Here is a 12979-nt window from a genome sequence, read left to right on the forward strand (position 1 = left end):
CGCGCAACAAACACAAAGGGTCGCGGCTTGCGCCCGACCCTGCCCGTTCAGAATGTGACCTTTGGCCTTCTTGATTGCGCGTTTCCTAGCGCCGGGATGGTGTTTACGCAAGTGCGGAATGCCCCGGCTGCACAAAACAAGTGGTGTTTTGCTGCATTTTCGGTGCTCAAACCGGGATTTTTCCGCTAATCCCGCGCAAGCAGCGCTTTCACACGCTGCGCTTCGTCAACCATACCCCAAGGCGGATTAACCACCACCAGCCCGGAACCCACCATCCGGTGACCCTGCCGCACCGGCGGAAATGCGATTTCAAACACCTCTGCATCGGGCTGGTCTTGCCGGATGCGCGCCAGCATCGGCCCGTGCAGCCCCGCATGCAAAACCGGATACCACAGCATCAGGACACCCACATTCCACTTGCGCCGCAGATCGCCCAGCACTTTGGGCAGGCGTGCGTAATCGTCCTTCACCTCATATGACGGGTCGATCATCAGCACGCCGCGCCGCGGTGTCGGCGGGCACACAGACATCGCCATCTCCAGCCCGTCTTCGTGGCGCAGGGTCGCGCCTGTTCGTGCCATATTGCTGCGCAAGGCGTCAAATTCACGCGGGTGCAATTCTGCCAGTGTCATACTGTCTTGCGCGCGCAACAAACTGGCCGCAATCAGCGGTGATCCGGGATAGGCCGTTTCACCATGGCGCGCATGAATGGCGTTCAGCGCAACACGGTAAGGGTGGTCAGGCGCAAACCGCGTCTGCATGCGCGCAATCCCAGCGGCAGCTTCGCCGGTTTTAAGCGCCTCAGCAGCATCAAGGGCATAAAGCCCGCGCCCTGCATGTGTTTCGATATAGCTTAGCGGCTTGTCCTTGGCCGTCATATAGGCCAGCACCCACGCCAGAAGCGCGTGTTTCTGGACATCAGCCAGATTTCCGGCGTGGTAGATATGTTGATAAGACAGCATTGATCCGTCTTGCACTGAATTCAGGCAGCCTTCAATGCCGCAATAACGGCCGCATCAAATTACCGGATGCGACCGCGTGCAGCATCAGTCACCATGCGAAACGCATGTGGCTTCCAGCCCGCGACAGCCAAGGAAAATCCCGCTCATGCCATTTGTTTCATTCACGCCAATATCGAATGTGCCTGCAATTTCATTGGCTTGCGGGCCGTAAAAGCCGCCCTGCACGCTGCCCCCGGCGGCACCACCGTTGAAGCTGAATGTGCTGGTATCCGTCGATGCGAACTGGCCGGATTTGCCATCGATGGTCACATTGTTAAACCCGGCCCTGACCGCAGTGTCCGTGTCGCGCAGTGTCCCGTTCATGGACCCCGACAGCAACGCGGTATCAAAATTCACCGTCATACGAATGCCGCCTTCGGCAATTCCGCCCTGCCCGTCGACAATCGCGCCCGCCATGAAATGGCCCTGATAATCCTGAACCCCCTGGGGCATCACAAGACGTGTGGCTGCACGGTCCGGCGCGGATTGATACAGCCGGTGATAAGAATGCTCAATCTGGCCGTCCTTTGCGTGATCCAGTCGCAAGCTGCCCGCATAGGCGTATTCGCCCGCCATGCGCCCTTCCAGTCGGGCGCTTTCGGTTGTGCCATCCGGCCCGCCGACAACACGACAGCTTGCGCCGGAATAGTCGTCGCAAATCACGACCATGTCGTTCAGCACACCGCCTTCGAACTGGAACTGGACCTCACCGGACTCTCGCATCGTGGCAAGAACGCGCGACTCTTCTTCGGGTGCGCCGGAAATCTGGCTTAGCACACTGGTAAAGCTGCGTGTGGCGCTGGGTGACTTGCTGCCGCTGCTGCTGCCACCACCGCTGCTGCCGCCGCTACATGCTGATAGAAAGAAAACCGACCCAATAAGGGCCGTGCCGAAAAAACTTTTGCTCATAATCTGCCTCACTCAAAAAAATCGCGTCTTTCGCGCGGGTTATGGGCAGAATCAGCGCGGTGCGCGCAAAAGTCAATCTGCGGGACATGACAACAGCGCGTAGTGTTGCAAGGACGACTCAGCCCGCGCATATTCTGGCTTTGGAGAACAGCCACCCGCGCGGTGCGCCAGCCTCAGACCTCGCGCGGGCGCAGCGCCAGCCAGATCAGGGCGCCACCGGCCAGCACAAGGAAGGGCAACATCGCCATGTTGACCAGTTGCCAGCCGGTTTCCGTTGTGCCGCCCGAACAGTTCATCAATGTCCCCGAACTCAGCGACGCCAGAAACACGCCGCCAAAAACGATCATATCATTCAGGCCCTGAACGCGACCGCGCTCTTCGACCGAATAAGATGCGGTCAGCATGGATGTCGCGCCGATAAAGCCGAAATTCCACCCCACACCCAGCAAGATCAGCGCGATATAGAACTGCTCCAACTCCACCCCTGACATGGCGACCGCGCCCGCACCCGCAAGGATCACCAGCCCAAGCCCCACGATATTGCGCGCCCCGAACCGTGCAATCAGATGGCCGGTAAAGAAGGACGGCGCATACATGGCCAGCACATGCGCCGACACGATATTGGCCGCATCCGATGTGTCAAACCCGCAACCCACCACCGCCAGCGGCGTCGATGTCATGACAAGGTTCATCAGCGCATAGGACACGGTGCCGCAAATGATGGCCACAGCAATTACCGGCGTTTTCAGCATGTCGCGCCGTGACCGCCCTTGCGGCAGGCTCAGATCCGGCTTGGCGGGGGTGGGTATGTCCAGCATGCTCAGCAGCGCCATACCCGCAAGGTTCAGCAAGATAACGCCCAGATATGTCGCCAGAAACGGCACCGGCATCGCCTCGGCGGTGAAGGATACCAGTTGCGGGCCAAACACCGCCGACAACAGCCCCCCCGCCATGACATAGGAAATGGCCTTGGGGCGGAATTCGGGGCTGGCCGTGTCAGTGGCCGCAAAGCGGTAGAACCCGTTGGCCGACATATAAACGCCCGTCAGCAATGACCCCAGCAGAAACAGCGGAAAACTGTCCAGCATCAGCGCATAGGCCCCGATGGCCGCGCCCACAGCCCCTGCGCCGCACGCAACCCAGAACCCCGCGCGCCGCCCGTATGCCTGCATGAACCCCGACAATGGCGTGGCCGTCAGCATCGATCCCAGCACGATCAGCGAAATCGGCAATGTGGCCCAGCACGGGTTGGGGGCCAGCATTTGCCCCGCCAGCCCGCCAATGATAAAAATCACCGGAAGCTGCGCGCCCACAACCGCCTGCGCGGCCACGAGCACGATTACATTGCGCTTGGCGCGGGCATCATCATGGGTTGCAATCATGTCTGTCATGCGCGCAGGATTAGCCAATCACCGGACCAAGGAAAAGGGGAATTTTACATGTGCACCAGTTTGTCGCGCAGGGCGTTCTGATGGTCGGGCGTATTCTGACCACCCCCGATTGCATGGCCGAAGGCGCCGCATGGCTGGCGGGCAGTGAACCGCGCTTTGCCCATGCGCTGGCCCTGACCGGAACACCACCCCTGCGCAGGCGCGACGATGGCTTTGCGCAGTTGCTGTGCGCGATTGTCAGCCAGCAGGTCAGCACCCATGCCGCCCGCGCCATCTGGGGCCGCATGGAAGATGCGGGCCTGACCACCCCCGCCGCCGTTCTGGCCGCCGATGATGTGACACTGCGCGCGCCCGGCCTGTCGGGGCAAAAGATGCGCTATGCCCGCGCGCTGGCCGCCGCTGGCATTGATTTTGATGCACTGCGCACCCTGCCCGACGCCGAAGTGACGCGCATTTTGGTCGAGGTGCCGGGCATTGGCCGCTGGACCGCCGAGATATACGCCATGTTCAGCCTTGGGCGCGCCGATGTGTTTGCCCCCGCCGATCTGGCCTTGCAGGAATCCGCGCGCCGCCTGTTCGCTTTGCCCGACCGCCCGCGCGAGACCGCCCTGCGCGCCATGGCAGACGCATGGTCGCCATGGCGCACGGTTGCAGCGGGGCTTTTGTGGGCTTATTACCGCATCGAAACCGACAGAGAAGGCATCATATGACCCGCATTCTGACATCTGCGCGCAAGGGCGCACCCAAGGGGCAGGCGAAATCCGCCGTGATTTTCGTGCATGGCTACGGCGCGGATGGCGCGGACCTGCTGGGGCTGGCCGACCCGCTGGGTCCGCATATGCCGGACACGGCTTTTTATGCGCCCAACGCGCCCGAACACTGCACCGGCAACCCGATGGGGTTTCAGTGGTTCCCCATCCCATGGCTGGACGGATCGACCGAGGAAGCAGCGCTGACAGGGCTGCAAGCCGCAGCACACGATCTGGATGCGTTCATCGATCAGGTGCTGGCGGATGAAGGGTTAGCGCCGGGCGCGCTGGCGCTGGTGGGGTTTTCGCAGGGCACGATGATCAGCCTGCATGTGGCCCCGCGCCGCAAGGACGCGCTGGCCGGGATCGTGGGGTTTTCGGGGCGGCTGATGCAGCCCGAACATCTGGCCGATGACGCGCTGTCGCACCCGCCCGTCCTGCTGGTGCATGGCGATCAGGATGAAGTGGTCCCCCCGCAATCGCTGTCAGAGGCCGCAGACGCGCTGACGGCGGCAGGGTTTGAAACCTATGCGCATGTGTCCAAAGGCACCGGCCACGGCATCGCTCATGACGGGCTGTCCCTCGCGCTGTCGTTTCTGCGCGACAAACTGCCGGGGTAACGGCGGCCGCAGGGAACAAAGCCCGCGCCATCGGCGGGCCGGGGTCTGCCGGTCCCACGTTGGAGATGCTCACTTTATGCATGCGGCATACTCCAAGATCAAAAGCTTGGTGTGACGCTGGCCAAACCGGCATGCCGCGGGACGGCCCGCCGATGGCGCGGCGGCCTTCGGCCTTGGCTCCGCGCCTCGTGCAGGGCTAGGGTTGAGGCTTCTCAGGGGGCTTATAGGTGGCGGGGTCAGCGCGCCATTTGTGATACTGCTTGACGAAGTCATATTCGCTGCCATCGGAAGGCAATTTCCAATCCGGCCAATGGATAGGACGAGATATTCTCTTAGGAAGCTCAACGGAGCCATCTCCGAAAGCTCCGTAGATATCAGCACCGAAGGTCACACCTTCTGCAAACACTGTGTTCTTAAACATGGTATTTTCTAACGCTCCACCGTCCTTATTGAAAAAATCAGAAAATTGATCAAAATTCAATCCTTTCAATTCAGTTCTTGAAAGCCTGCATTGTACAAAAGATACGTTTCCGCTATATACGACATTGAATGTGACACCAGACAGGTTAATGAACGCGAAACTTACACCAAAAAGTGAAACACCATTAAATTCGCTATTGTGCATATTTCCACCAATGAAAACACACCCCTGAAAGTTGTTTGCAAGAAATAATGCAGAGTGCCCATAGCACGATAGAAAATTGCAATACGCAACATCACAAAATGAAAAGTCACTTTTGTTGAACGATGTATCGCTAAAGAGAGATTGGCTCAATTCAGCGCCGATGAAGCTGCAGTTGTCTAAAACCGCCCCTTGAAACGCACATCCATGCATTTTCGACAGGCTGAAATCAAGATTCCGAAAATCATAACCTTGAAAATTCACGCTACTAAGGTCAAGTCGATATCCATCGGTACTCTTAAAATTTTGTTGCTGCAGCATCGCCTTTAAAGTTTCTCCACATGCGCCGGTAGAAACTATTTTTTCTTTAATTGTATCAACTCTATTTCTTAAATTCTTTGTTCCTAAAGTGCAATCGTTTCGCTCAATCAAAAGTTGCGATTCGGATCGCCGTCCAATCACATTAATCGCAGTTTGAATGTCTATTCTTACTTTTCTTTTTAAACTCCCCAACCAGGAATGTACCTCGATGTCCAGTTCATGTGCGCTAAGCTCCGGATCAGAAAGTGCTGCGTTAATCGCTTTCAGAAAACGATCTTTTTTTAGCTCATCGTTGAGCCGTTTTATCAGCTTTTTGCGTGGATTTTTATGGCATGCGGTATCGATGCCGCTATTTTCACGAATATACGCACACAAAATTTCCATCACCCGCACATGATCGCGGCCGTTGTCATGGCGGGTTGAATCCTGCGCAATACGTTCCAGCGAAAGGATCGCGCCGATACGGACTTCGATATTCGGTTCTGATGTTTCCTGCGTTTCACCGTCCACGATCTTCTTGACTGTCTTCTCCGCCCCCAACTGCTCGACCGCTTTGTTGATGCGGTCGGTCATGTGGCCTTCTTTCTGGAACATCACTGTCTGGTGTTTCAGCACCGTCCCCCACAACACAAAGGGCGCGCCCAGCAATGCCGCGATAAGGGTTCCAAGCCCCAATAGACCGGCACCGCCATCCCCTTGCGCGAGCGAAAACGGAGATGGTATCCCATTGAACACCCACCAGATTGATATGATCACGCCCCCAAACAGGAAAAACCATATCGGCGCATAGACCCAGCCGAATGCCTCCAACGCGCGGCGGGCGGGGTCGGGACGCTCGTTGTCGCTGACTGACAATGCCAGCCAGATCACCCCTGTGACGATAGCGATGAACACCGCCACCACAATCACATTCAGCCCCTGTTGAGTCAGGGGCAATGTCACGCTGATATAGTCACTGGTCATCTGAAATCCCGTCCCTGCAATCGCGCCAGCCTATGCCAGCGCTGGGGGCGGGGCAAGCGGGGGGATCAGGGGATGACGACTTCGCCTGTGTCCAGCCGCACCACGCGGTCCATGCGGGCGGCAAGGTCCATGTTATGGGTCGCAATCAGCGCCGACAGCCCTGTGTCGCGCACAAGGGCCATCAACGCGCCGAACACCTGATCGGAGGTTTCGGGGTCCAGATTGCCGGTCGGCTCATCCGCCAGCAACAGACTTGGCTCATTGGCCAGCGCGCGGCAGAAAGCGACCCGCTGCTGCTCGCCCCCCGACAGGGCTGCGGGGCGATGCGCGGCGCGCGGCCCCACGCCCACACGGTCCAGCAGGTCACGCGCGCGGGCTTCGGCCTGCGCTTTCGCAACGCCGTTGGCCAGTTGCGGCAGGATGATATTTTCCAGCGCGGAAAACTCTGGCAGCAGATGATGAAACTGATAGATGAACCCCACCTGCCCGCGCCGCGCCGCCGTGCGCGCATGATCGCCCAGCCGTGTCATATCGGCCCCGTTGATCACGACCGCGCCGGTGTCGGGCGTGTCCAGCAGGCCCGCGATATGCAGCAGCGTGGATTTCCCCGCCCCCGATGGCGCGACCAGCGCCACCACCTCGCCCCGGTCCAGCGACAGCGACGCCCCGCGCAGCACCGCCACTTCATTGGGGCGGCCCGCGTTATAGGTCTTGGTGATATCGCGCAGCGACAGGGCCTGATCATTCATAGCGCAATGCCTCTACCGGGTTCATGCGTGCGGCGCGGCGCGCGGGAAAAATGGTCACAATAAACGACAGCGACAGCGACAGGCCCACCGCCTTCAGCACATCTTCCAGCCGCAACTGCGCGGGCAACGCATAGATGCCGCGAATGGACGGGTCCCACACACCACCGCCGGACATGTAATTCACCAGGCTGAAGATGGTGTCGATATAGATGGCAAACAGACAGCCCAGCACAACCCCCGCAACCGTTCCCAGCACACCGACAGACGCCCCGCAGATAAAGAACACCCGCAGCACCGACCCTTCCGACAGGCCCATGGTGCGCAGAATGCCAATGTCGCGGCCCTTGTTCTTGACCAGCATGATCAGCCCCGAAATGATGTTCATCGCCGCAATCAGCACCAGAATGGACAGGATCACGAACATCACGTTATCTTCGACATCCAGCGCGCGCAGAAACGACCCCGCTGAATCGCGCCATGTCCATAGCATTGCACGCTCGCCCCCCGCGCGCAGCAGGTCCAGACGCATGCCGTCAATCTGGTCGGGATTGGCGACCATCACTTCCAGCTCATCCGCCACACCGTCGCGGTTGAAATAGATCTGCGCCTCGTCAAAGGGCATGTATAATCGTGTCCGGTCAATGTCATAGCGACCGGCGGTGAAGATATAGACCACCTCATAGGCCGAAGTGCGCGGACTGGTGCCAAAGGCCGTGCGCACCCCGTCGGGTGATATGACGCGCACCGTATCGCCAAGCGCCACATTCAGTTCCCGCGCGATGCCCGACCCGATGGCCACGCCGTCTTCAAAACGCTCAATGTCGCCGAGCGCCTGTTCGGGGTCGGCCACGCGCGGGATGGTGCGCAGATCATCGTGCGAAATGCCAAACACCTCGGCGCCGGTATTGCGCCCATGCGCGGACACCATGACCTGCCCTTTGATCAGGGGGGCCACGCGGGTGACACCGCGCACGGCAGCAATGCGTTCGGCCATGTCCTGATAATCGTCAATCACACGGCTGGTGCGGCCGGAATCGTCCACATGCACCGACGAATAGACCGTCACATGCGCATTGGCCCCCAGAATGGTGTCGACAAATTCCGCCCGAAAGCCCGACCGTACCGACAGCGTGGCAATCAGCGCAAACACGGCCAGCATGATGCCCAGAAATGAAATGACCGTCATCGCGCTGACGCCCCCTTCGGCGCGGCGCGCGCGCAGGTAGCGCCATGCGATCATCCATTCAAACGGGGCGAAGGGGGCGGTATGTCCGGTCATGCGGCGTCCTGCTGAGAATTTGACGCAACCTCATAGGATTGGCGCGCAAGGTCAAGCCCAAAGCGCGCGCGCTCGCGTGAAGGGCTGGACAGGGTTTGGGGCATCAGGCAGGGTGTGAGGGTGGATTTGAGGGCGGCATGTGATTTCGGAGATCTTGCAATTTCTAGAACAAAATGCCGTGCTTATCAGCGCAATCGCTGCATTGTTGGCAATCGTTGGCGCGGTGTTCGTGGGGGCAAGATGGCTGAAACACCGCATCAAACCTGCGGCACCACAGGTCACGCCGGTGCAGGTGATGCCGAATGACGGTGAAACCAAACTCACAATCATTGATTTCATCCGCATCCGCCGCGAATTGCGTGCGGAGATCATGGCGGAACTTGACCGCACAGATGCGTCCGAGCGCGCGCAGCTACAGGCCCGCATTGACGAATTGACCGCCCAGATCAACAACCCCGAAGGCGCATTTGAAACTGAACGCAAGCGCCTTGCCGATCTGGAAGCGCGCCTTGTGCGCGAAGGCAATGAACTGGGGGCCGAACGACTGCAATCAGCCATCGACGCCCTGCGTATGGGCAACACCGATCAGGCCAAGGACATCTTCATTGAAATCGCCGCGCGAGAGGAACTGGCCGTCAAACGCGCCGCCCGCGCAGAATTCGGCCTTGGTGAAATTGCAGAAGGTCAAAAAGATTGGACAATTGCTGCAAACCACTACACCCGCGCAGCCGAGTTGGACAGTCTATATAGCTATTCTAGCGAGGAAAAAAGTCACCTTTGGATGTTGGAAGATTCACAGAGCGATATTTCAAAAAATAAGATCCGAGTAACGCTTTCGGTCGAGGAAAACGGTCTTCACGATCCGCAAACTGCGACTTCAATTAACAATTACGCATTGTCTCTGGTCGACGAAGGTCGCTACGGCCAAGCCGAGCCGCTTTTCCGCGAAGCGTTGGAGATCAGGCGCAAAACACTGGGCAATCGCCATCCTGCCGTGGGCCAGAACCTTAACAACCTAGCGGGTTTGCTGCGCGCCACGGGGCGCTTTGTCGAGGCCGAGCCGATGTATCGCGAGGCGCTGGCGATTGGCCGCGAGACGCTTGGCGACCGCCACCCAGATGTGGCAACATGGCTCAACAACCTCGCAGGTTTGCTGCACGTCACCGACCGCGCCAATCAGGCGACCCCGCTTTACCTCGAAGCACTTAGCATTCACCGCACTAGTCTTGGCGATGACCACCCCGCGACACAAACCACCGCACAAAACACCCTGATCCACCTGCGCCAGTATGCCCCCGACCACCCTGATCTGGCGGGTCTGCTGGCGGTCTTCGGTGATGGCGGCTAGAGCCTTGGGGCGTGGTGCAGGATGACGGGGACGACCAGTTCTTCCTCATCCAGCAGATGGCGGTTCAGGAAGCGTTCAAACCCGTCCAGTTGCGCCAGCATCCGCGCGGCATTGGCACTTGTGTCGGCGTTCCTGTCACCAAGGGCGCGCAAATGCGTATTGGCCGCATCGGTCAGCGCGGCCAGTTCGCTGTCCAGCGCGTGATGATCGGCATCCAGCAACTCGAACCCTTTGGCAAGGCGCGGTTCCGCCGCAGACAAGGCGGGGAAATAATGCGTATCCTCGATCTGGTGGTGGCCGTGCAACTCATTGATCAAAAACCCGCCCAGACGCGCGGTTTGCTGGCCATGCGCGCGCGCATCGCGCCCCTTGTCAAGAAAGGCGCGCGTGTCCGTCTGCCACTGCCCCAGGGCCTGCCGGAACATCATGTGACGTTCCAGCCAGAAGCGCGTCAGGCCGTCAAAATTGCGGTGGCTTTGCCAGATGTCGCGCGGGTATTTCTCAAGCAATATCCGCAGGGCATCGGGCAAACCGTCACGCCGGGTCAGGTCAGTTTGGGTCATGCGTCACTCCGTTCGGGGTGCAAGCTAACGGTGTGGCCGCGATGGTCAATCGGTTATGCTGTGCGCGGATGCAGGGTAATTGTGCCATCATCGCGCATTGACGCGGGGTTCCCCAAGGGGGCGGTGCCCCCTTGGGGCGGGTTTGGGCTGCGGCCCATGCGCGCGAAGGGGGCTCGATGCCCCCGCCGCGCGCGCCCCTTTACACATGCGCCGCGTAAATCTGCGCCAGCCGGTCTATCGCGGCCTCTGGCGTCAGTTCCTCGGATGTGCCGGTGCGGCGGCTGGTCAGTTCCACCACGCCCTTGGCCAGCCCGCGCGGGCCGACTGTCAGCCGCCATGGCAGGCCGATCAGGTCCATTGTGGCAAATTTCGCGCCCGCGCGTTCCGGGCGGTCATCATAAAGCGGCTCCAGCCCGCGCGCGACGAGCGCCTTATACAGCCCCTCGCAGGCCGCATCAGCATCTGCGTCACCCTGCTTCAGGTTCACAATCGCTGCATGAAACGGCGTGACGCCTTCGGGCCAGATGATGCCACGATCATCATGGTTGGCCTCGATAATAGCGCCCAGCAGGCGCGACACGCCAATGCCGTGGCTGCCCATATGCACAGGTGTGCGTGCGCCGTCAGGGCCAACAACCGTGGCGCCCATTGCGTCGGAATATTTGGTGCCGAAATAAAAGATCTGGCCCACCTCGATCCCGCGTGCAGTGCGGCGGCGGGTTTCGGGCACCTGCGCGGCAAACACCCCTTCATCATGGGTTTCATCAGTGCGCGCATAACGGCTGGTGAATTCTTCCAGCACCGCCTGACATGCGGGCACGCTGTCATAATCAACCTCGCGCGCCCCGAATTTCAGATCGGTGATTTCGCTGTCATAAAACACTTCCGATTCGCCGGTTTCGGCCAGAACCAGAAATTCATGCGTGTAATCGCCCCCGATAGGTCCGCCATCGGCGCGCATCGGGATGGCTTGCAGGCCCATGCGTTCATAGCTGCGCAGATAGCTGACCAGATGGCGGTTATAGGCGTGCAGCGCCGCTTCCTTGTCGATGTCGAAATTATAGCCGTCCTTCATCAGGAATTCGCGGCCCCGCATGACGCCGAAACGCGGGCGCACCTCGTCGCGGAACTTCCACTGGATATGATACAGCGTCAGCGGCAGGTCTTTGTAGCTGTTCACATGGGCGCGGAAAATGTCGGTAATCAGTTCTTCATTGGTTGGCCCGAACAGCATATCACGCCCGTGCCGGTCCTTGATGCGCAGCATTTCTTCGCCATAATCATCATAGCGGCCGGATTCGCGCCACAGATCTGCTGATTGTATGGTCGGCATCAGCATCGGGATATGCCCTGCGCGGATCTGTTCGTCATGCACGATCTGCTCGATCCGGTTCAGAACCTTGAACCCAAGTGGCAGCCAGGAATAGATGCCCGCGGCGGCCTGCTTGATCATGCCCGCGCGCAACATCAGGCGGTGGCTGACGATCTGCGCCTCGGATGGGGTTTCTTTCAGGACAGGCAGGAAATAGCGGCTCAGGCGCATCGGGGGCCTCTCTCGGTGTGACAATTTCACACGGGTTTAGGGGAGACTTCGTTCAGGGGCAAGGTGGCGTTGACAGCTTGCGCGCTGTATCTTGCAAAACATGACTGGCATTTGCGCAACGCATGACATCTGCGCACAGCCTCGTGACTTGATTTTCGGAACCGTTTTGCACCATACCCGTTTCAATATATTGAATATGTTCCAAGAGGTCCGAAATGACGAAATCACCCCTGACCCGACGCAGCCTTCTGTCGACTGCGGGCGCTTTCGCGCTTGGCGGTCTGGCCATGCCATCTGTTTTGCGCGCACAAATTGCACTGGACTTTGAAGAAGAAGCAAATGTCCGCACAGCCAGCCGCAATGTAATGGGCTTTCGCAATCAGCATTGGCGCGACCATTTCCAGAACCTGCGCAATGGTGCGATCCTGTGTGACACTTATTCGCGCGCGCTGCATTACTGGTCGGAAGATGAAAGCATCTATCTGGCGCATCCCTGCTCGGTCCCCATGAGCGAGGATTTTACCCGCCGTGGCCTGACCGAAGTGACGCTGAAGCGGTTTGAACCCACATGGATTCCCACCCCGAATATGCGCGAACGCGACCCAAGCCTGCCCGCACGCGTCGAAGGGGATGACCCGACCAACCCGCTGGGCACCCGCGCCATGAACCTGAGCTGGCAGTATTACCGCATTCACGGCATCGACAACCCCGCGAAAATCGGGCGGCGGGCCTCAAACGGTTGTTTTGGCCTGATGAACCAACATGTCGAAAACCTGTATGAGCTGGTCAAGATCGGCACACAGGTCCGCGTGATCTGACACTGCCCCCGCCGTGACACACAAAAGCCCGCCGCAATGGCGGGCTTTTTGATGTCGGCCACCCGCTGATCGCGCGGCGGCAAGCCGTCCAGTCAGCGCATCG

At 59.4% G+C, this 12979-nt stretch carries 12 protein-coding genes; 4 read left to right on the forward strand and 8 right to left on the reverse strand.

Translation table 11 applies throughout. The features are described 5' to 3' along the window. Positions 1 to 185: 185 nt before the first annotated feature. The 3 genes from P8S53_RS10365 to P8S53_RS10375 form a co-directional block, all read right to left on the reverse strand. Positions 186 to 962, reverse strand: a complete 777-nt coding sequence (locus P8S53_RS10365) for a 23S rRNA (adenine(2030)-N(6))-methyltransferase RlmJ (RefSeq protein ID WP_277803893.1) — start codon at positions 960 to 962, stop codon at positions 186 to 188. An 84-nt stretch (positions 963 to 1046) separates the two neighbouring features. Then, complete coding sequence (locus P8S53_RS10370; protein ID WP_277803894.1) at positions 1047 to 1910, reverse strand: transferrin-binding protein-like solute binding protein; 864 nt, start codon at positions 1908 to 1910, stop codon at positions 1047 to 1049. A 173-nt stretch (positions 1911 to 2083) separates the two neighbouring features. After that, positions 2084 to 3301: an MFS transporter gene (locus P8S53_RS10375; RefSeq protein ID WP_277803895.1), complete on the reverse strand. Its 1218-nt coding sequence runs from the start codon at positions 3299 to 3301 to the stop codon at positions 2084 to 2086. A gap of 80 nt (positions 3302 to 3381) precedes the next feature. Here P8S53_RS10375 and P8S53_RS10380 point away from each other — a divergent pair, with 80 nt between their 5' ends. Together P8S53_RS10380 and P8S53_RS10385 are read left to right on the forward strand one after the other, a co-directional pair. After that, entirely contained in the window at positions 3382 to 4011 is a 630-nt protein-coding gene (locus P8S53_RS10380; protein ID WP_306417911.1) for a DNA-3-methyladenine glycosylase, read from the forward strand. Beyond that, the gene (locus P8S53_RS10385; protein ID WP_277803897.1) at positions 4008 to 4670 is read left to right on the forward strand and encodes an alpha/beta hydrolase; all 663 of its coding nucleotides are present in this window, start codon (positions 4008 to 4010) and stop codon (positions 4668 to 4670) included. Before P8S53_RS10380 ends, P8S53_RS10385 begins: the two co-directional genes overlap by 4 nt. Before the next feature lie 196 nt (positions 4671 to 4866). On the opposite strand, the gene P8S53_RS10390 is transcribed toward P8S53_RS10385, so the two are convergent. The 3 genes from P8S53_RS10390 to P8S53_RS10400 all read right to left on the reverse strand — a co-directional run bounded on the left by P8S53_RS10390 (position 4867) and on the right by P8S53_RS10400 (position 8604). Beyond that, positions 4867 to 6576, reverse strand: coding sequence for a pentapeptide repeat-containing protein (locus tag P8S53_RS10390; RefSeq protein WP_277803898.1), 1710 nt, complete (start codon positions 6574 to 6576; stop codon positions 4867 to 4869). A gap of 65 nt (positions 6577 to 6641) precedes the next feature. Next, a complete protein-coding gene (locus tag P8S53_RS10395; RefSeq protein WP_277803899.1) occupies positions 6642 to 7325 on the reverse strand; it encodes an ABC transporter ATP-binding protein in 684 nt (227 codons plus the stop codon). Next, entirely contained in the window at positions 7318 to 8604 is a 1287-nt protein-coding gene (locus P8S53_RS10400) for a lipoprotein-releasing ABC transporter permease subunit (protein ID WP_277803900.1), read from the reverse strand. The genes P8S53_RS10395 and P8S53_RS10400 overlap by 8 nt, the downstream gene beginning before the upstream one ends. A 178-nt stretch (positions 8605 to 8782) precedes the next feature. Between P8S53_RS10400 and P8S53_RS10405 the strand changes: the two genes are divergently transcribed. Continuing rightward, the gene (locus P8S53_RS10405; protein ID WP_277803901.1) at positions 8783 to 9952 is read left to right on the forward strand and encodes a tetratricopeptide repeat protein; all 1170 of its coding nucleotides are present in this window, start codon (positions 8783 to 8785) and stop codon (positions 9950 to 9952) included. Here the strand turns inward: P8S53_RS10405 and P8S53_RS10410 are convergent. Together P8S53_RS10410 and proS are read right to left on the reverse strand one after the other, a co-directional pair. Continuing rightward, entirely contained in the window at positions 9949 to 10515 is a 567-nt protein-coding gene (locus tag P8S53_RS10410; protein WP_277803902.1) for a hemerythrin domain-containing protein, read from the reverse strand. The two genes, P8S53_RS10405 and P8S53_RS10410, sit on opposite strands and share 4 nt — an antisense overlap. A 199-nt stretch (positions 10516 to 10714) precedes the next feature. Continuing rightward, the gene (proS, locus tag P8S53_RS10415; RefSeq protein WP_277803903.1) at positions 10715 to 12058 is read right to left on the reverse strand and encodes a proline--tRNA ligase; all 1344 of its coding nucleotides are present in this window, start codon (positions 12056 to 12058) and stop codon (positions 10715 to 10717) included. Positions 12059 to 12273: 215 nt separating this feature from the next. On the opposite strand from proS, the gene P8S53_RS10420 reads away from it, so the two are divergent. After that, on the forward strand, positions 12274 to 12876 hold the full coding sequence (locus P8S53_RS10420; protein WP_277803904.1) for a L,D-transpeptidase: 603 nt from the start codon (positions 12274 to 12276) through the stop codon (positions 12874 to 12876). The last annotated feature ends 103 nt before the right edge of the window (positions 12877 to 12979 follow it).

Origin of the sequence: Roseinatronobacter sp. S2, from assembly GCF_029581395.1 — a bacterium.
Taxonomy (GTDB): Bacteria; Pseudomonadota; Alphaproteobacteria; order Rhodobacterales; family Rhodobacteraceae; genus Roseinatronobacter.